Raw genomic sequence first — 19,003 nt, forward strand, 5'->3', positions numbered from 1 at the left:
AACCCTTCGCCGGTTCCATTTTGCGGGTTATGTAAGTTTTCAAACTAAGCCTGTCATGCTACTTATTTGCATTCATCATTTCAATTAACACTTGATGTACCATCGGTAAGGTGGTAAAACCGTCACTTTGTAAAAAGTGTCCTCCATGGTCTACTTCATGGAAATCGGCTTGGATGTCTTCAGCTAGTTTCTTACTGAGTGCAAAGGGTACAATTGTGTCATCCTTTGAAGCGATAACTGAACGCGCTTTTAGCGAATCCATGATTTGCTGATAATCCAAATGGCCATTTGTAAATTCATCTAATGACGGTAGACTCGGCACTGGATCAGTAAAACCGGAAACGAAAACGAGACCACCAAGTGGTTCTGGGATACTTACTTGCTGTAGGTATCTTAATATGGATACACATCCCAAGCTATGACCAATAAAATAGGTGTCTTTATGTAGAACTTTAATATTTTGTAATAGATGCTCAATCCACTCATTAAGTTTGGGGGATTGCGAGTTGGGCATCTCCAGTATACCTACCGATACTCCATCCTCCTGTAATTTGTCTTGTAACCAAGGGAACCAATGATCGGCTGGCGAAGCTGTGTATCCGTGGATTATATATACTTGTTTTTTATTTTGTATGTTTGTCACAATACTTTCTCTCCCATCATTCAGCGTCGTTGTTTATATGTGCCCTACTTCGTGTAAGGACTCCTCTTCTAGTTTAGCAAATTCTTTAAGCCCATGAATATCTAAAATTTTGAGTTACATAGCAAGTCCAAATATGAAGTTGCCTACTATAATATTCTTATTTTTGCAGTACCGTTATTTTACTTATAAATTTAAGCGCTTTCTACCGATATATAGATATATATCATCACGTTCTGTGATCTGCAGCGTGAACTATTATCCATAGACGATCTGGAGGGGTTTGGATGAGTAACAAGCTATCAGACAGGACTAAAAAAGGAAAAGGTTTTAGAGATTTAAAGGTTACGACAACGATGATCTCCATGATTGTAATCAGCTTAGTGGGTTTACTCATTGTATCGTTGGTAGGGGTTATCGGTATGTATCAAGCTAAAGAGGGTCAAGGTATTTTGTATGTGGATCGCTTTCAACACCAAACGAATATTCTTGAAGTCAAAAGTGATTTCTATAATATGCGGGCTAATTATACCAAAATACTTGACAATAAGGAGTACACAGACAAACAGTATAAGCAAGTGCAGAAAGGAAAAGATAGCGTTACAACCGGGCTAAATGAATTCTCACAAAGGAATTTGGATGCTAAGGAACAGAAATTATACGAGGAACTACGGGGGAGTATAGACACATATTATCAGGATATTGAGCAAATCATGGCAGTCAAAAAAAATAGCGGAACGTATGACACGGAAGAGAGAGGCCGGATTAATAAATCCAGTACGGCAATTGTTACGATGTTGACTACGATTTCAGATTATAACAATGAGCAATCCGCCAACTTATATCAAAATACGCAAAATGAGATTAAAATGCGTACAATTGTTTTGATCACGGTTCTGGCCCTCGTGCTGGCTATTCTTATCACCATCTCCTTTGCGGCTATTCGAAATATCCGTTTTCGGATGAGTACAATTACGAAATACTGTGAGGAGATTACCCAAGGGAATTTAACGGCAGCACTTGATCCTACCTTGCTCAAAGGAAATAATGAGATCGCTGTCATTGCTCGTGCCATTCAACAAATGACAGATTCAACCTCAATGGTCATAACGGGGGTTATCAATGAGTCACGCCAAATTAACCAACTGAGTGACCAGACGAATCATAATATGACAGATCTCAATGAGCGGATTAGAGATGTATCTGCCACGGTCGAACAGCTGTCAGCAGCTATGGAAGAGACTTCGGCATACACCGAAAATATGAACCATTCTGCGGAAGAAATGCAGCGGGCAGCAGAGTACATTTCGGTCAAAACTCAAGAAAGAGCTCAGTCTGCCAATGATACAAGTGTAAAAGCCGAAACATTGAAGCATGCGGCTAGTGAATCCAATAAAGCAGCCAAGGAAATTTACCGGAAGGCCAATGAAAAGATGAAGGAAGCGCTAGAACGAGCCAAGGGCGTAGACCAAATTCGTTTACTTTCTCAGTCCATCTTAGAAATTACGGCACAAACCAATTTGCTGGCTCTAAATGCATCCATTGAAGCGGCTCGTGCGGGTGAGTCAGGTCGAGGGTTTGCGGTTGTGGCTAACGAGATTCGCAAGTTGGCAGACGGCTCCAAACACGCAGTAGACCAAATTCAGAGTGTTACTCAAGAAGTTGTGCAATCTGTTGAGAATTTAACTACTAATGCGGAAGAATTACTGCACTTCCTGCAAGCCCAGGTAGGCAAGGATTATCAGCTGCTTGAGGATACAGCAGGACAATATTACAATGATGCCGTGGAGCATACGAACACGGTCAATGATTTGAACGCCACCTCTAAGCAGGTGAATGAAACTATCCAAACCATGGTGAGAGCAATCCATGAGATTGCAACAGCCAGCGAACAGTCTGCTATATCCACTCAGCACATTGCAGAGAATATGGTTTCATCGACGGAGAAATCTCTTGAAGTGGCACACCAATCTGATCAGGTGAAGGAAAGTGCTGCGCGACTGAATGAACTGGTCGAAGGATTTAAAATTTAACGAGGCCCATCGTAAAGACTAGGGAAAACATTACATCGAAGAAAAACAGTTGGGGAGCCGTAAAAAGGCTCCCTTTTTGAGTTTACTCTTCTAAGGTTGCTTTTGGACTACAGTCAGGAGTCCGTATCCCGTAGTTCTTCCTGTTCAGCCATTTGCATCAGCTTATAAATCTGACGGGTTGTGTTCACATTCCGCACCGTCATTTGCTGATACAACTTGGTGCCGACTAATTTCGTTAACCCGCTTTTTGTGACTTGTTCTTTGCTGACAGAATACAGAACGGCGCCGGTCGTATATATTACATGGCCTATTCCGGGTTTCAAAGGAAGTTTGTCCAGAACGGAAATATCGTTAATTTCATCCCACAGGAACAATACATCACTTTTCATCTGTGTATCATTAGACCATTCATTCGGCAGTGCCTCTATAATGGTCTGAATCTCCTTCATATTACGAACGATGACGCGGATGGGTAAGCTAAAATCCTCCAGAATCGCCTGTTCCAATATGAGCGATAATTCCTCGTTGGACTGACCTTGACTAGAAAAAATAATGTTTCCAGAATTAATGTAAGTCGTCACATGCTCCATACCTGCATTTTCAAACGTTTGCTTGAGCTTCTTCATCTCGATCTTGTTATTGCCGCCAACATTGATGCCCCGCAGTAATGCGATATAGATCATAAAAAGTCCCACCTCTCTTTAACAAAAAGGATTTTTAGGAAAGGGATAGGTATTCCAATAAAAACGTAGTTTGATTTTCGCTCAACAGCGGATGCAGCAATGGTTTTACGTGCTCGATATATTCTGTTTTGGTTTCGTATGTGTCCTCATCTTTCACTTCTCCCTTAAAGGTACAGGCACCTTCAATCAGGATGGAAAGAGCCGTAAAGAAGTTAGCTAAAGAGTCGGCAACCTGCTGCGCTGCCCCACCTTCAAAAGCAGCATATACAGGGGAACCGAGTGCGCTAGTATCGACAATGACTGGATCGTCATTAAAAGTGGCAATCACGACATGATGGGGCGGCCACGAAGAAGATTCTTGGACAAGCTCACCAGATGTAATCCAGCGATAGCCTAGCTGTTGGCGATACAGATGTTCTGGTGCGGCAAAAAAGAGAACCGCAGCATCCCCAATTTCAACTGCCGCATTTTTCAATGTGTGTGTACCTGCTGCCTTAGCATCGATCATTTCATAGTGGCTATACAGGTACTCAAGCTCAGGGGATACGGGAATCCGTCTGTCCCAGCAATCTGTTAGGTTCTCCGTCCGGGGCTGGATGTCGTGGTTTTGGAACAGCCCGTAGGCTTCATTATACAAGTTTTGTTGTTGTACAAAACGGGCCAGAGCTTCACTTAATTGTTTCATAGGTTTGCATTCCTTTCTAATTTTAGGCTATGACCTCCGACAATAACGTTTCATTTCTAGCCTAAAGATATCATAATATAGATATGGAGAACATATGTTTCTGTAATTGTGCCGCCTTGCCAGTCTATCCAGATTAATTTTACAATATAGGAGTTCGAAAATGTTTTGTACTTAGTTTAATATGCTCAGGCTTACTTGTAAGGAGGATAAGCATGTCATTTTCTAAAATATACGATTACAAATTAAGAGCTTATTTTAATGAGCGTATTTCTGATTTAAGTCATGAATATCTATTTTATTCTTATCCCGATCAAGAGCAAAATTTAAGAATATTAACCCTGAATATAAACGAGCAGGATTATGTTTCTCTAGTGCGATGGCATGATCTGTTTGACAGGTCGCTATTTACAAAAATGGATCATGTCATTCGAAGCGAACTGGATGCTGAACGCCTGATTCGATTGCTTTCGCTCATTTTTAATGTTTTTGATATACATAAAGATGTTGCTTATAGGAGAAAAAACTTATTTTGTTTTTATTATCAATATCAAGTTTCACATCTAGCAGAGAGAGGCAATGAATTCACGTTTGCTCAGGACAGACTATTTTTCCTTCAACATCTTTTATTTGAACTGGGTTTAGGTGACGACATTTATGATCGTTTAACGATTAAAAATAATAGGATCATGTACAGAATGGAAGACGTACAATATTATGATCTGCACATTCTTATTAACATTTTGCATGAGCATATTCACAAAAGTAAGATGGATATGGATACACAAGCAGCGCTGGAAAAAATAAAATTTTTACAAGGTCAATGGGTTAACTTCATTCTGGGTAGTCATGATGTATATGATTTTCCATTCGATGATTTCAACAAGCCGTTTGTAGAAGCAACGATGTTTATACAAGCCTATAACTCTAATAAAAATAGGGTATTAGAGGTGCTGATCGACTGTATCAATGAGCATCAATCTCCAACAGAGCAGTTCATCTCCAACTTGATCTTGATGAATTACTCCTATTTTGTTCTCAAAAGTAATCCTAGCGAAATTACATATCTTAAGTTGTTTTGCAAGAAAAAACCGGGAGTTTTTATGAAAGTATTGACTGCATTGCTTGATATCAGATTTTTCGTTGATAAATCCAGCTTCACAAATGCGGGTATAAATTATTATTTATCCAGAATAAAAGGGGTTTAATGATGCCATTCCATCACGTTTCTTTACCTGATTTACCACCGTCCATCGGACGCCTTACAGCCATTCATCCACTACAGGGCGACTCTCAGGAAAGCATAACCCTGCTGGCACTAAACACACAAGCAGAACTGTGGAGACTAGAACTTCGCTCTGGCAGCACTCGTTTACCATCACGAGGCGGGGATTTTCATTGAATTAAAACCGAATAGCCGTTGTACAGCCTTGATCTACGAATAAAAGGCGTTACCGCATTTTTGCTTCCTTCCTGACGAGATGGGAAAATATGCGTTAGTTATTACATTTGAAAAGGGGCGTAAAACCAAAATGGCACTTATCAAGGATCGTTTTTTGGGATGTCTGGTTGGGCTGGCTGTGGGCGATGCTTTGGGAACCACTGTGGAATTCAGCAGTCCAGGTACATTTGAACCTGTAACGGATATCGTGGGCGGCGGTGTATTTGGGTTAAAGCCGGGCCAGTGGACAGACGATACGTCGATGGCGCTCTGCTTGGCCGAGAGTATGGTACGTAAAGATGGCTTTGATCCGGCAGATCAAATGCGCCGATACACCAATTGGTACCACTTGGGATATATGAGCAGCACGGGAACGTGCTTTGATATCGGTGGTGCAACGAGAGCAGCACTGCATCGCTTCGAAGCTACCGGAGATCCGTACAGCGGGTCCGTTGACCCCATGACTGCCGGCAATGGCTCTATTATGAGGCTTGCACCTGTGGCTATGGCCTATGCGAGCCGTCCGGAAGAGGCGGTGAAGTACGCTGAGATGAGCTCGCGAACCACCCATGGAGCAGTCGAAAGTGTGGAGGCTTGTGCTGTGCTTGCTTCAATCCTTGTGGCAGGTCTGCGAGGAGCGGACAAAGAATCCATGTTATCGGCGGACGTCTGTTATAAGTGGCGGCAGGACGAGCCCGCTTATTCGGCAGCCATTGAAGAAATAATTCGGGGATCTTACCGGCATAAGGAGCCGCCCGAAATAAAAGGAACCGGGTATGTCATTCGTTCCCTTGAGGCTGCGTTGTGGGCATTCCACCATTCGAATTCATTTGAAGAGGGGGCACTGCTGGCAGTGAATCTGGGGGATGATGCCGATACGACCGGGGCGGTGTACGGGCAAATTGCAGGAGCTTATTACGGAATAAGTGGTATCCCGAGTCGTTGGCGCGAGAAGCTGGCGATGAAGGAGACGATAGATGAACTGACTGAGGCTTTATGGCAGAAGGTCGAGAAGGACCAAACACTCTAAGGAGATATCTATAAAGATCAAGCTGGGCTGCTAATCTTATGAAGCAGAACCCAGCTTTTTTTGTTCACTATATTTCATGACGATTCACCTCTTGAGATTACTTCTTATATCGCCTCGACCCCATTAAATTTCGTAACCTCACAGATTATTTTCCGTATAAAGATAAAAACATGATCCGAGTTCGTACCCTCAGGGAGAAATGCAACCATGTTTAACAAAATGAGAAGTAGAGGTAATGCATCATATGAATGAAAAATTACAAGCCAATACAGGATATCAGCTGGCTGAGCGGAAGGCGATTCAGTATTTTGCATTACTGTATGATCAGGTCTTAGACAAATCTTATGTGACTACCCTGACAGAAGACATTCAAAAGTGGAAAAAAAATCATATTCATCATTCCTCATGGTTATCCTTTTTTTCGCGGAGAAAAAGAAAACCTGATACTCGGGACTATAATAGATACATTCAATGGCTGAATTATACAGGCAAATTGGATGATTATCTGGACCGAAGTGTCTCCTATATTTATATGAGGGACCTAGGCAAAGCTCTGGATTCTCCTGACACACATACCCGGATTCAGCGTGTCATTGCAGACGTAAAAAAACACTTGATCCAATCCACCCGTGCAAACGGGGGAGACCAACCGGAATTTATGAATTTGGCCGGGGTGTATCGGTGGGCCCAGAGGGAAGGTATAGAGACCGCGATAATTTGGGTGATCAACAAACTTAGGTCCGTATCCTCCCATATTCCCAAGGAGATGGATGCCGAGCAAGCCCAGCACAAACTGATTAAGATCATTGTCGGAGTTATTCTGCATGTGATGGAAGAAATGGACGATACAGTGTCGCCTATGGAACGTGCTCGCAGACTTGATGAAGCCATCAGGCTTGGGTACTCCTATGGTCTAACCTATCCTTTCATCGATGATCTTCTCGATTCCCAGGTTCTGAACGTTCAAGAGAAAGAACAATATTCCCGTATGATACGTGCCGCGCTTCTCAGTGGATCTGTGCCTGAGTTGGGCAATTGGACTGGAAATCATATGAAGTTGATTCAATACATACATTCGGAGCTCTCGGATGCATTTGAGTATATTAAGGAACATCAGCGACCGGACACACAGCAAACATTTTTCGAGCAGGCCTATGTCTTTTTTCATTCTCAAGATATTGACCGTGTTAAGGATCTAACGCGAGCTACTTATACCAATGAAGAGCTTTATATACCCGTTATTTTGAAGTCCTCTTCGTCCCGCTTGATTGTCCGTTCCGTGATTAGTGCTCCTGCGGATGAGGGCTTTGAGCAACGAACATTCTTTTATGGTATCTATAACCAGCTTGCTGATGATTTTGCGGATATGGTTGACGATATGAGAGACGGTGCGGTAACACCTTATACCTACTATTTAAAATATCATCATCAGAGACCGGATTTGATCAATCCCTTTGAATTATACTGGGTGGTTATTTCCTATTTGATCCATAACGTATATGACTCCGATGCCATGGCTCGTGAGGTGATACTGGATCGTGCAATGAATGGACTCAAACGTTATAAAGAACGTGTAGGTATTGAAAAATATAATGAAACGATGGAGATCTTTGCATCCGGAAATCCGGAATTTAATAATCTCATTCAGAAGATGGTACAAAAAGCGGATGATGTAGATTTCTTAGATAAGCTGCTTCGGGACCAGATGATTACCCATCTGAAAAACGATGCGAGGGAAAAAGAAGACTTTTTCAATACGGTCAAAATGGTCCGTGAGCAGATTAACAACCAATTGAAAATTACCAAGCCACAAGGGATTCCGGCCATGAAAGAACAGCTTATTGAGGCTGCAAATTACAGTCTCGAAGGGGACGGGAAGCGGATACGGCCTATATTGACTTGGGTCATGGGCGTGAACGAATATGGATTAGATGCATCGGCAATCGTGCCTCTTCTGAGATCACTGGAGTATATGCATACCGCATCCCTGATCTTTGATGATCTGCCTTCCCAGGATAATGCGTCTACCCGTAGAGGGCGTCAAACCTTGCATCAGGTGCACAATAGCGCTACTGCGGAATTAACCGGTCTGTATCTGATCCAGAAGGCGATTGGAGAACAATCGTCACTTGACCAGTTCAATGCTGAAACGGTGCTTTCTTTGATACAATACTCGGCCCAGAAAGCAGAAGATATGTGTATGGGGCAGGCGATGGATCTGGATTCCAAAGGAAAGGCACTGACCTTGGAGCAGCTGAATATGGTGTGCTTTTACAAAACAGGAGTGGCGTTTGAGGCTTGTCTGGTTATGCCAGCCATGCTTGCACAGGTCAAGGAGTCGGAAATTGCTGCTTTGAAGAAATTTGCCTATCATATGGGGATTGCTTTTCAGATTAAAGATGATTTGCTTGATGTGGAAGGAGATATGCTCTTACTCGGAAAACCTGTTGGCCAAGATTCTGATAATAACAATTCGAATTTCGTGTCCATCCTTGGTCTTGAAGGTGCCAGTAAAGAGATGTGGGAACACTATTGCCTCGCGATGGAAGCATTGGAAGAGATCCCACGTAATATTGCTTTTCTGAAGCACTTAATACATTATGTCGTGAACAGGGACCGTTAAAAAAGGCTGTACCCCATTGCTCCACAAGAGTAATGGGGTATTTTTACGTTGAGACAGAAGAGCTGATCATGTTCCTTCGCTCATCGGTAATCCTCTAATGTGATATAAATATGTCTGAGCACACAACACAGATATATGAATATCTGGTGACTTCAGCACCCCATTTTGCCCATTATGGTGCATTCTCCCTTATAATAATACAAAACAGACGAGGAGATGAACTCCAGATGAAAAAAGGAATCTTAGTCGCTTCAGGGCTGGTTGTTGCCGCATTGGGGACGTACCTAATTGCAGGGAATATTCAGAGAGAAGGGACGGACAACCCGGGGAAGACAAATATCAAGCAATTGGTGCATGATATCAGTGCAGGCAAGGCAACAGCCCAGTCCGCTTCCATTAATTCCAGTCAGTTGATTGTCACAGAGGACGATACTCAGACCGTGAATTATGATTTGTCTGACAACGAGTTTTTTGTTTCGATTGCGCCATATGTGGAACAGACCCACCCTTGTGCAACTCATAGTCTAACGGGCTGCCAAGGCGAAATAAAAAACGGAGCGTTCAATGTGACCGTTCACGACTCCGAAGGGAATGTCATCATGGAGAACGCCGCCATGAAATCACAATCCAATGGTTTTATTGATCTATGGCTACCGAGGGATAAAACATACCGTATTAGCGTGAATCATGAAGGTAAAACGGCTGAAACTGAATTCTCTACATATGAAAAAAACGATACGTGTATCACAACGATGCAGTTGGGTTAACGACGGAGTATGAGGGTTGAGCTTACGGATCGCTGAAACGCTCTAAATCCGCAAAACTCTGCGTTCTCATATATAGCTTTTAGTAAGAGCCTACGTCTGACGGAGGCTCTTTGTGCTGCCCTAATCTTTTGCTGGAGTTAACGAACAGGTTAGGAGGGAATCTATGAGGAATCAGATAGCAAAACTTTAAATTGTGTATACTAAAAACCTATTAAAATAGCTGCAAACTTCCGACATATTATCTAAGAGCTTTTCGCTCAATATTCCTCGGGGAGATGGCAGCATGTCACAAAATATAAAAAAGCGGGTAATCAGATCATCCAGCATCGCGAACACATTAGCCATGGTCTTGTTAATCATTATCGTTGTCGTCTTTGCAACCTTGGGGACGTTCATGTTTGCAAGCACGCAAAGCATACTTGTCAAGCAGCAAGAGGCCATGCTCCAGACCAAGACGCAGGCCGTTGTCACTCAATTCGATGCGTTGTTTAAGGAAAAGGGATCACTTGTCAAACAAATGTCAACGAATAATCTTTTTAAGCAATATTTACAAACCACCTCATCGGCAGAAATGGTGAAAACTTCTCCACATGCTGCGGAAACCGAAGCGACTCTGGCAGCCATTGTAAAGGCAGAGCCATCTTTTGCCGACGCCTGGATTGCAGGAATATCTGGTAAAGGCTTCTTTCTTCAGAATGATGGTGTTGCTTCTAAACCGGATTTCGATATCCATACACGCCCATACTTCAAGCCAGCTGTTGAAGCAGACGGTTTATACTACTCAGAACCCTATAAGGACGTCAATTCGGGTAATGTGCTCATGGGCATTTTCTATCCGATTAAAGATAGCAGTAACCAATTAATCGGATTTGCTGCTGTCGATATTGCTTTCAAAGACATCCCTGCCGTTATGCAAAGCTATTCGCTTGGAAGCACAGGTTATTCGATTCTTGCATCCAAAACAGGTGATATTTTGTATCACCCCGATCAAAATAAAGTGCTGAAAGAAAAGATTAACGAAAGCACAGGTGATCTTGGGGAGATTGGAAAGAAAATGATTGCCGGCGAGTCTGGAGTACAGCTAATTAATGATAATGGCGAACGTCGTTACATTGGGTATGCAACCAGTAAAGATACGGGGTGGTCTGTAGGCTTAACCATTTCTGAAGATGAGGTGCTCTCAGAATTAAAAGCGTTTACCTGGATTACCATTGGCGGTTTTGCGGCAGCCACCATCCTGCTCGTTGTGATTTGTTATATAACACTCCGTTATCTGTTGAGATCAATCCCGAAATTGCTTGCAAAAATCAAGCTGATTGAAAATGGAGATTTGACCGTTCAGTTTGATACGCAATCCAACAATGAAATCGGGCAAATTTCTCAAGGAATTTACAATATGGTTCAAAAAATTCAAGGCATGCTCCAAATGGTGGGTGGCTCAGCTCAAGTCTTGAATCAGTCTTCTCATGATTTGCAATCCATTTCTTCCAGAACCGCGATCACGATGAACGATACGGCGACAGCAATTAATGAAATTGCCAATGCAACGAACTACCAATCCATCGAAACGGATAACATTTTACAAAAAACCGGAGCATTATCCGGCCAAATTGACGAAATTGCCAATGATGCCAAAGCCATCGAAACGATGGTGCAAATCTCTGCTGAGCAAAGCGGACAGGGGCTTGCTGTAGTAGATCAGTTATCCAGATGGGCGGAAGAAAATCACAATTCCACACAAGCAATGTCGTCTATTATTCAGGAGATTGATCTGAGCCGTCATGAGATTTCCAGCATCGTGGATACGGTTAACCAAATTGCAACGCAAACCAACCTGCTGGCGCTCAATGCTTCTATTGAAGCTGCACGTGCAGGAGAACAGGGCAAAGGGTTTGCTGTGGTTGCCGGGGAGGTTCGCAAGCTGGCTGAGCAGACGGCGCTGGCGACACAGGAAATCTACAAGAAGGTACGTGTAATTGAAGAAAAAACCAGCGTATCAGTTGAGCATACGGTTCACGGTCTGAAAATTGCAGAAGAAAATGCCAGATCGGTGGAGGACACGAAGCAAGTATTCTTTAGCATTAATAAGGATTTGGAAGATTTGAAATTGCGAATGATCCAGATCAGCACCAACACCTCCAAAGTCCACAAGCACAAAGATGAGATTTTGCAGGCGCTGGAAATCATCTCTTCCACCACCGAAGAGAATTCCGCTTCAACTGAAGAAGTTAGCGCCAGCACGCAGGAACAATTGGAAAGCTTCGAACAGGTTGCTGAACTATCCAAACAATTAAACCAACTGTCCAATAAGCTTCAAGATGAATTAAAACAGTTCAAGGTGGAGTAACAAGTCTAGGCATGATTTTGACTAGATATACAGCAAAGCCCGCGATCAGCGCGGGCTTTTTAGCTTCAACAGCTGTTGTGGGGTAGAGGGCATGGTAGCTGGTGCGGGATACAGATAGACCATACTATAAACTGAAGTATTAGCGGGGTGAAGATATGAATTGCTTTGAAAAAAATATGGTGTCCGTCTGGTACGGCCACTTTGCCTCTGAAGATGAGTTGTTTGAATATGTTGAAATCAAATACCCGGAAGATGAGAATGAGGATGTTTTTAGTGGTTTTTTGAATGACCATGCAGTAGATGATTTTGACGAAGATTTTGCTGAAGGAGTCTTTCTGATGGATGGGGCAGATGATGGTATAAAAGATGTTTCCTACGTTGATTCTTTTTTATCTCCACTATTAAATGGCTTGAGTAAAATAGATGGTAAATATAATTCGTTGTTCTTTATATATGATTGTAATACAAGCGGTTTGCTTGAAAAAAGCGGCGAGAAACTATGCTTTTTAGCCGCGTATCCTTATACAAGAGATTAACGTTACACTATTCCACTGTCTTCGGAGTCTCATTCCAAGTAATTATAATAATGAAAATTGAACTTAAAGGATCAAAAATTTGATCCGAAAGAATCAGGGACTTAAAGTGAATTTGCATCTTAAGTCCCTTTTTTTGTGCAAAATTAGATTTCCAATTTTTTGAACGACTGATATACTAAGGAGACAAGCGAGTATGAAGATTACCTATTTTATCGGATGAAGCAGGAAGGAACGGTAAGCGTTGCTCTCAGAAGTGGCTTTTGCGGTAGTAGAGCAGTACATAGGGGCGGAGTAGTCAGAAAAGAGGCTTTTTTCTAGGGCATAGGGAAGGCCGCCATCTGACGGAATGTTCAGCGTAGAAGGTATTTGAAAAGACACTGGCTAAAGCGGGCATTCACAAACAGGTAAGTATCCATTACTAAGGCATTCTTTTGCGACCCATTTGCTGGAGAACGGGATTCATCTTCGCTATATTCAGGAACTGCTAGGGCATCAGAGTGTGCGCACGACAGAGCGGTATACACATGTGAGCAGACGGGACATTAGACGAATTCAAAGTCCGTTGGATCGGATGAGCGGGTAAGAGGATTGAAACGCAGAAAGTGCGGGAATAAGGAGAAAAGTGCAGGATTCACGATGTTCGTGAATATGACGAAGAGAGCATTCTTTCGGAAGTTCGTAAATAATACGTTATACAACAGAATCAAAAATAAAAAAGAGCCAGAAGGCTCTCAATCTAAAGATATATGTAATTCGTTATGCAGGTGAAGAGCGTCCTTAAAACCTTGCAAATAAATTTCACGTTCTAAAATAGCTTGAACAGAAAGCTCAGCATCGTCGTAAAGGAATAGGGTCTCCTGTATATTCTCCGGTACTCCCTCATGTAACTGCTTGAAGTAGAGATTCCGTTCGGATGAGAACTGGTTGTAGCTGGAGTTGTTTTTGGTAAGCTCGCCATATAAAGATTCAATTCGAGTATGAATGAGTGAATCAAGTAAGACTTCTAAAGAATTATGCATACTAAACACCATCCAATGAATTTTATTTTATGAATAAAAGTTCAACTTATTAAAAATAATTTTAATATATCAAACAATTGGGTCAATACATGTTGAGGATGTTTTCAATAAAGAAAATATACTTTCATATAATTAAAGAAAAATTCACTTGATGTGTGAAAGGAATATCAGATGATTAGTTATAAACCTTTTCAAAAATTATTGATCGATAGGGAGATTAAGAAGCAGGATTTATTGAAAATGACAGGTATCTCGTCTGCTACAATGGCGAAACTCAATACGAACGAATATGTGTCATTAGAAGTGATTGATAAATTATGTGCGGCTTTAAGTTGTCAGCCAGGAGATTTATTGGAGCATATAGTAGAACAATGACAGATTAGAATCAAGAATGAATGTTGGTTAATCGAAGAAGTGATTCCATCGTATAACATAATATTCAAGCAGCGGCTCCTTTCGGAGCCTTGGTCTGCGAGAAGGATTTCAGGGAAGCATTTCAGCAGACAACCCTTCGGGGTTCATGAATACAGGAACGTTATGTGACATACCGGAAACCATTTATTTAAGAGGGTGAAGCCATGCAACAAGTAGATCTAACCAAAACCCTTGAAGAACTTGAAGGAAAATATTGGGGTGAACCGAATTTTGCTTCTTCATTAGTGATCCAAGTACATCGATTAAGGAAGAAACCTCTTTGTGAATTGAATAATGAAGATTTAAGACTTTTGATTGGGCAACAAATGAATCTAGATTTTCTTTTACCTCTAGCCTTAGAGCAATTAATACAGAACCCATTCGGATCAGGAGATTTATATATCGGAGATTTATTTTGTTCGATACTCAAAGTGGAGAAAGAATATTGGAAAGAACATAAAGAGTTGAAGAACGAATTGGATGAAGTGATTAGAACCTATGAAGAAGCGAGAAAGACATTAGAAGAGCACATAAGTAAATACAGAAGCGATCATTTGTAAGTAGATTCAAGAAGTCCGGTACACCACATAACATAATATTCACGCTGCGGGCATACGCCCTGGGTACGACATTCGCCGGACACCCAGCATAGCTGGGGCGTGAATACAGGAACGTTATACGACAGTACGGAGAAATTAATAAAACAGGAGGTCATAATGATGGGAATCTTTAAAGAATTTGAGGCGAAGAAGGCTGCAGGAGAAGAATTATCTTTAGACGATCTTACGCAAGAAGATCTCAAAACGATGTTTATAGATGAGCAGATACCAGATTATATGATATCTCAGCTATTTGATGTAAAAGAATCGAAAATTACATATAGACGAAGAAAATATGGAATTACTATTAGGAACTCGATACTTGATGATTATTTACTTGTTAAAACCGAACATGCAAAAGAAATGAATGATAGAGTAAAAGCTGAACTTTTAGTTGAAGAAAACTTAACAATGATTGCCAAAGCACTTACACATTTTGCTTTTAGAAATGGTCCTGTTGAAGATATGCATGCAAATCCAAATAATCAACTCTCTGAAACTGATATGGAGACTTTAAATAAATTCATGGTGAATAGAATAGCGTACATTTTTAAATTAATTATTGAAGAGCGATGGATTGAACTTGATTTTTTGATAAGGAATACAGATCGATGGTACGGTCACGGGTGGGATAATGCTATACCTGATGACGGGGATACAAGAAAAATAATTGAGTCAATGTTAAAGAAGTAATAAAAGACTTGTGGGTGATTGAAGGCACCGTCGTATAACATAATATTCACGCTGCGGACATTCGTCCTTGGTCCGGCATAGCCGGACACCCAGCATGCGCTGGGTCGTGAATACAGGAACGTTATGAGAAATCATCGTGATATAATCATAGTAAAACGAATCAGGGCAGGAGAGACAAAATCCATGGATGACTTTACAAAGAAGCGGATTAAGAAAATCATGGACAATTATATACAAAATGTAGTACCAGAACTTGTGAAAAACCAGATTAAAATCAGTTATAAGATCAGAGGAAATCATGTGACATTAATTGAAGAAAGACAGGGATTCAAAAGTGATCAATGGGTGCAGTTGCCTGTAGCTCAATTCAGATTAGATGAAAACGAATGGAAAATATATTGGCAAGACAGCAAGGGGAAATGGCACTTCATAGATGACATAGAACCGGATGAAGATTTTGAAAAACAGTTAAAGATTGTGGATGAAGGGCATAACGGACTGTTTTGGGGATAAATCGAAGAAGCCAATGACATCTCATAACATAATATTCAAGCTGCGGCTCCTATGGAGCCTGGGTCTGCGAGAAGGATTTTCGGAGAGGAATTTCAGCAGACAACCCTTCGGGTTCATGAATACATGAACGTTATCAGAAATTATTGTAAATACATCGTAAGGAGGGAGTGTTTTCATGGGAGAAATAATATATCATTACTGTAGTTTGGATACCTTTATAAGTATTGTTTCTAAATAAAAATATTAGATTAACTTCAGCATTTAAGACAAACGATAGTAGCGAAATAACTTGGATAGTTCATAAATTGCAAGAGACACTTCAGAATAGTCGAATCGATCTTTTTAGTCTTGGCTCTGTTTATGAATATTGGACAAAGCAATTGTTCAAACCACATATTGCATGTTTTTCAAAACATGGTGATCTTCTTAGTCAGTGGAGGTCATATGCTAACGATGGAAGAGGAGTAGCTATTGGTTTCGACCGAGATTATTTTAATGCTATTAAATCAACTGAGAATAAAGATTTTGTAATTAAAGACGTTATTTACGACAGTCAAAGGCAAATAGAAATAATCAACGAAAAACTAAGCGAAGAAAAAATTATTGAGGAATATAAAAAATACAATTTTACAAATACGAATATAGACATAAGATCAATAAATGTTGTGAGTCAAATTTTACGATATGGTATGACTTTTAAAAGTACAGGTTTTTCTGAGGAACAAGAAGTAAGAATTATTTATGGATATGATGAAGTATTTGCAGAACCTGATGTATTTAAATACAGAGCTACAGAAGATGATTTAATATCATTTATTGAAATTCCGTTAAATCCTAAACATGAGGTACATCCCATTGCAGAAGTAATAATGGGCCCTAAATGTAAAGCAGATATTGAAGGTGTGAAGGGGTTACTTTCAAAATATTTATATGTACACAGAGTAGAACTTATTAAATCCAAATGTACATACAGATAATTCGAAGAAGACAATAACTTTTGATAACATTATATCTACGCTGCGGGGGCGAGCCCCCTTGATCTGCCCGAGGTGAGGAGTGGAATCAGGCAGATAACCCTGCGAGGCTAAGTCCTTCGGACCCAGTCGCATGCGCTCCCTTAAGCCTCTCGGGTTCGTAGATACAAGAACGTTAGCTAAAATTATTGCAATATTTTACAGGAGGTATATTCATGAAAGGTGTTATTGTTAGTAGTCGCACAGTTGATGTGTTTTTTAATATTTTGTCTTCTAATTCTACTATAAATGAAATATCTGAATTATTTGAGAGTGAAGGAGTCTTTAAAAAGCCTGATTATTCTTCAAAACATTCAGGCGCTAGAAAATCAACTGCTGATTCGTATGTAAGTAATCTTGATTTGAGCAATAAGAGCGATGTACAGAAGCTAATTAAGGTTATTGAAACTTTTTTATTAAGGAATGATAATGAATATTTTAATATTAGTGAAGATGTTCGATTTACTCAACTAATAAAATTGCTGAATAACGATGGATTTGATTATATTAACGGAAAGATAACATCTGCGAGTGGTGTATCGGTCTCCCAACCAGAATCTATTTTTGATAACTATAGTTTGGATCATGTTAAAAAAGACTGGGATAGAGCAATTAAAGAATGTAGTACTGACCCGGAAGATGCAATAACTGCAGCTAGGTCAATGTTAGAGAGCACATGTAAATGGATATTAAATAGAATGAATATTAACTACACAGAACGTGATGATTTACCACAATTGTATAGGAAGGTTGCTGACAAATTAGAATACTTTCCTGATATCGATGGTGAGAGGATTATCAAACAAATTACTGGATCAATGTCCGGTATAGTTTCTGCTCTTGCGGAGTTTCGTAACAAATATGGTGATTCACATGGTAAGAATGAATATTATGTACCTCCGACACTAAGTCATTCCGTATTATCTGTTAACCTAAGTGGAGCATTATGTACTTTTTTGTTTGAAACATATATCAATAGTGAGCATCTCAGAGAAGGCAATAGCTCCAGTTGACACTGTATTCACGCATCGGGGCAATCGCCACTCGGTTGTCAGAAGTATAATCACGGAAGAAGCTCAAACAACAAACGAACCAGCATAAGGATAAGGGCTACCTATGGCTGGATCGTTTCGTGAATCCAGCAACGTTAGATGAAATTAATGGAGGTGTTTTTATGTTTGACGATAATGAAATACTGAAAATAGAAAACGAAGGTTATGAAAACGGCAATAACCCAATGTTTGGAGAGTATCAGAAAATTTTTAACTTTGAACCTATTCCCTATGGTAATCGTGAGAGACATGTATTTAAGGAGAAAGTTGCTTCTGAATTAAAAGTCAATTACGTATATTTTCGAGAAGTAAGAGTGAATATAACTCTTTATTTGAATGAACAGAAAAGATTTGAGACACCGGAACTTGCTGACTTGGATAATTATGCGAAATTGATTTGCGATGCGATAAAGGGTTCAAAGGGAATACTTATTGATGATGCTCAAATTCAACCATTGAATATTTCGTGGATTGAAACTGAAAAAGAAGCTCATTTTGAATTGAAAGTGTCCGGACATCCTGATGATTTTGTGATGAAACCCTTAAAGTTATACGAGATGTCAAATAAGCTGTTTTATCCTCTATCATCAGAAATTTGGACAACAGAAGATGTAAAACATAACGAAAAAAATACTATGCTGTTGACTGAACTGGATAAGATGATTGGAAGGAGTAAAACTTATAGACACAAACTTAGACAGGAAGGACATGATTTAAATAAAGCATTTTACCGAAGTAGAAGTATTACACCGATTCTAATGGGATTTCATAAAAACAGAATTATTGATTCAGGATTCGAGGTAGTAGAACTAAAGCATTGGAAATCTTCTGATCTATATTAACTTCATCTAACATAATATTCACGCTGTGAGCATTCGCTCTTGGTCCGGCATTCGCTGGACACCCAGCATTTGCTGG

The 19,003-nt window shown here is 40.4% G+C and carries 20 protein-coding genes; 16 read left to right on the plus strand and 4 right to left on the minus strand.

The genetic code is table 11. From position 1 onward, the window contains the following. Positions 1–58 precede the first annotated feature (58 nt). Positions 59–643: an RBBP9/YdeN family alpha/beta hydrolase gene (locus tag WA407_RS13795; RefSeq protein ID WP_061829653.1), complete on the minus strand. Its 585-nt coding sequence runs from the start codon at positions 641–643 to the stop codon at positions 59–61. Positions 644–927: 284 nt separating this feature from the next. On the opposite strand from WA407_RS13795, the gene WA407_RS13800 reads away from it, so the two are divergent. Then, positions 928–2,673, plus strand: a complete 1,746-nt coding sequence (locus WA407_RS13800; RefSeq protein WP_336077594.1) for a methyl-accepting chemotaxis protein — start codon at positions 928–930, stop codon at positions 2,671–2,673. A gap of 113 nt (positions 2,674–2,786) precedes the next feature. Here WA407_RS13800 and WA407_RS13805 read toward each other — a convergent pair whose 3' ends face one another. Both WA407_RS13805 and WA407_RS13810 read right to left on the minus strand, forming a co-directional pair. Then, entirely contained in the window at positions 2,787–3,356 is a 570-nt protein-coding gene (locus WA407_RS13805; protein WP_336077595.1) for a DUF1697 domain-containing protein, read from the minus strand. A 34-nt stretch (positions 3,357–3,390) separates the two neighbouring features. Further along, a complete protein-coding gene (locus WA407_RS13810) occupies positions 3,391–4,041 on the minus strand; it encodes a hypothetical protein (RefSeq protein WP_336077596.1) in 651 nt (216 codons plus the stop codon). Between the two features lie 212 nt (positions 4,042–4,253). Here WA407_RS13810 and WA407_RS13815 point away from each other — a divergent pair, with 212 nt between their 5' ends. From WA407_RS13815 to WA407_RS13850, 8 genes are all read left to right on the plus strand, one after another. Next, positions 4,254–5,246 (plus strand): hypothetical protein, encoded by a 993-nt coding sequence (locus WA407_RS13815; protein ID WP_235309120.1) that lies wholly within the window; start codon positions 4,254–4,256, stop codon positions 5,244–5,246. A gap of 2 nt (positions 5,247–5,248) precedes the next feature. Further along, positions 5,249–5,440: a hypothetical protein gene (locus tag WA407_RS13820; protein ID WP_081112441.1), complete on the plus strand. Its 192-nt coding sequence runs from the start codon at positions 5,249–5,251 to the stop codon at positions 5,438–5,440. Between the two features lie 130 nt (positions 5,441–5,570). Then, positions 5,571–6,509, plus strand: a complete 939-nt coding sequence (locus WA407_RS13825) for an ADP-ribosylglycohydrolase family protein (RefSeq protein WP_235309859.1) — start codon at positions 5,571–5,573, stop codon at positions 6,507–6,509. Between the two features lie 235 nt (positions 6,510–6,744). Then, entirely contained in the window at positions 6,745–9,132 is a 2,388-nt protein-coding gene (locus WA407_RS13830) for a polyprenyl synthetase family protein (RefSeq protein ID WP_336077597.1), read from the plus strand. Between the two features lie 227 nt (positions 9,133–9,359). Then, positions 9,360–9,899: a CueP family metal-binding protein gene (locus WA407_RS13835; protein WP_254328821.1), complete on the plus strand. Its 540-nt coding sequence runs from the start codon at positions 9,360–9,362 to the stop codon at positions 9,897–9,899. 283 nt (positions 9,900–10,182) lie between these two features. Then, positions 10,183–12,246, plus strand: coding sequence for a methyl-accepting chemotaxis protein (locus tag WA407_RS13840; protein ID WP_336077598.1), 2,064 nt, complete (start codon positions 10,183–10,185; stop codon positions 12,244–12,246). 155 nt (positions 12,247–12,401) lie between these two features. After that, positions 12,402–12,782, plus strand: coding sequence for an immunity 22 family protein (locus tag WA407_RS13845; RefSeq protein WP_235309130.1), 381 nt, complete (start codon positions 12,402–12,404; stop codon positions 12,780–12,782). A 442-nt stretch (positions 12,783–13,224) separates the two neighbouring features. Beyond that, entirely contained in the window at positions 13,225–13,365 is a 141-nt protein-coding gene (locus WA407_RS13850) for a tyrosine-type recombinase/integrase (RefSeq protein ID WP_336077599.1), read from the plus strand. Positions 13,366–13,513: 148 nt separating this feature from the next. Here the strand turns inward: WA407_RS13850 and WA407_RS13855 are convergent, their stop codons facing one another. Continuing rightward, a complete protein-coding gene (locus WA407_RS13855; RefSeq protein WP_235309132.1) occupies positions 13,514–13,801 on the minus strand; it encodes a hypothetical protein in 288 nt (95 codons plus the stop codon). A gap of 171 nt (positions 13,802–13,972) precedes the next feature. Here WA407_RS13855 and WA407_RS13860 point away from each other — a divergent pair, with 171 nt between their 5' ends. From WA407_RS13860 to WA407_RS13890, 7 genes are all read left to right on the plus strand, one after another. Next, the gene (locus WA407_RS13860; RefSeq protein ID WP_235309133.1) at positions 13,973–14,176 is read left to right on the plus strand and encodes a helix-turn-helix domain-containing protein; all 204 of its coding nucleotides are present in this window, start codon (positions 13,973–13,975) and stop codon (positions 14,174–14,176) included. 203 nt (positions 14,177–14,379) lie between these two features. Beyond that, positions 14,380–14,775: a contact-dependent growth inhibition system immunity protein gene (locus WA407_RS13865; protein WP_044788072.1), complete on the plus strand. Its 396-nt coding sequence runs from the start codon at positions 14,380–14,382 to the stop codon at positions 14,773–14,775. Between the two features lie 159 nt (positions 14,776–14,934). Continuing rightward, positions 14,935–15,507 (plus strand): hypothetical protein, encoded by a 573-nt coding sequence (locus WA407_RS13870; RefSeq protein WP_235309135.1) that lies wholly within the window; start codon positions 14,935–14,937, stop codon positions 15,505–15,507. 183 nt (positions 15,508–15,690) lie between these two features. Continuing rightward, on the plus strand, positions 15,691–16,020 hold the full coding sequence (locus WA407_RS13875) for a DUF3024 domain-containing protein (RefSeq protein ID WP_235309137.1): 330 nt from the start codon (positions 15,691–15,693) through the stop codon (positions 16,018–16,020). Between the two features lie 305 nt (positions 16,021–16,325). After that, entirely contained in the window at positions 16,326–16,997 is a 672-nt protein-coding gene (locus WA407_RS13880) for a DUF2971 domain-containing protein (protein ID WP_235309139.1), read from the plus strand. Between the two features lie 212 nt (positions 16,998–17,209). Next, positions 17,210–18,046 carry an abortive infection family protein gene (locus WA407_RS13885; protein ID WP_336077600.1) on the plus strand — a complete coding sequence of 279 codons (837 nt, stop codon included), beginning with the start codon at positions 17,210–17,212 and terminating at the stop codon, positions 18,044–18,046. Between the two features lie 119 nt (positions 18,047–18,165). Next, a complete protein-coding gene (locus WA407_RS13890) occupies positions 18,166–18,927 on the plus strand; it encodes a RusA family crossover junction endodeoxyribonuclease (RefSeq protein ID WP_235309144.1) in 762 nt (253 codons plus the stop codon). Positions 18,928–19,003: the final 76 nt, after the last annotated feature.

The organism is Paenibacillus sp. 203 (assembly GCF_037027525.1).
In the GTDB taxonomy this organism is placed as follows: domain Bacteria; phylum Bacillota; class Bacilli; order Paenibacillales; family Paenibacillaceae; genus Paenibacillus; species Paenibacillus polymyxa_B.

Bases quoted from the DNA above. Each gene is read 5' to 3' on its own strand.
- WA407_RS13845 (WP_235309130.1), top strand. From the start codon at position 12,402: ATGAATTGCTTTGAAAAAAATATGGTGTCCGTCTGGTACGGCCACTTT.
- WA407_RS13825 (WP_235309859.1), top strand. From the start codon at position 5,571: ATGGCACTTATCAAGGATCGTTTTTTGGGATGTCTGGTTGGGCTGGCT.
- WA407_RS13815 (WP_235309120.1), top strand. From the start codon at position 4,254: ATGTCATTTTCTAAAATATACGATTACAAATTAAGAGCTTATTTTAAT.
- WA407_RS13830 (WP_336077597.1), top strand. From the start codon at position 6,745: ATGCATCATATGAATGAAAAATTACAAGCCAATACAGGATATCAGCTG.
- WA407_RS13820 (WP_081112441.1), top strand. From the start codon at position 5,249: ATGCCATTCCATCACGTTTCTTTACCTGATTTACCACCGTCCATCGGA.
- WA407_RS13875 (WP_235309137.1), top strand. From the start codon at position 15,691: ATGGATGACTTTACAAAGAAGCGGATTAAGAAAATCATGGACAATTAT.
- WA407_RS13865 (WP_044788072.1), top strand. From the start codon at position 14,380: ATGCAACAAGTAGATCTAACCAAAACCCTTGAAGAACTTGAAGGAAAA.
- WA407_RS13835 (WP_254328821.1), top strand. From the start codon at position 9,360: ATGAAAAAAGGAATCTTAGTCGCTTCAGGGCTGGTTGTTGCCGCATTG.
- WA407_RS13860 (WP_235309133.1), top strand. From the start codon at position 13,973: ATGATTAGTTATAAACCTTTTCAAAAATTATTGATCGATAGGGAGATT.
- WA407_RS13805 (WP_336077595.1), bottom strand. From the start codon at position 3,356: ATGATCTATATCGCATTACTGCGGGGCATCAATGTTGGCGGCAATAAC.
- WA407_RS13855 (WP_235309132.1), bottom strand. From the start codon at position 13,801: ATGCATAATTCTTTAGAAGTCTTACTTGATTCACTCATTCATACTCGA.
- WA407_RS13870 (WP_235309135.1), top strand. From the start codon at position 14,935: ATGGGAATCTTTAAAGAATTTGAGGCGAAGAAGGCTGCAGGAGAAGAA.
- WA407_RS13810 (WP_336077596.1), bottom strand. From the start codon at position 4,041: ATGAAACAATTAAGTGAAGCTCTGGCCCGTTTTGTACAACAACAAAAC.
- WA407_RS13800 (WP_336077594.1), top strand. From the start codon at position 928: ATGAGTAACAAGCTATCAGACAGGACTAAAAAAGGAAAAGGTTTTAGA.
- WA407_RS13885 (WP_336077600.1), top strand. From the start codon at position 17,210: ATGAAAGGTGTTATTGTTAGTAGTCGCACAGTTGATGTGTTTTTTAAT.
- WA407_RS13840 (WP_336077598.1), top strand. From the start codon at position 10,183: ATGTCACAAAATATAAAAAAGCGGGTAATCAGATCATCCAGCATCGCG.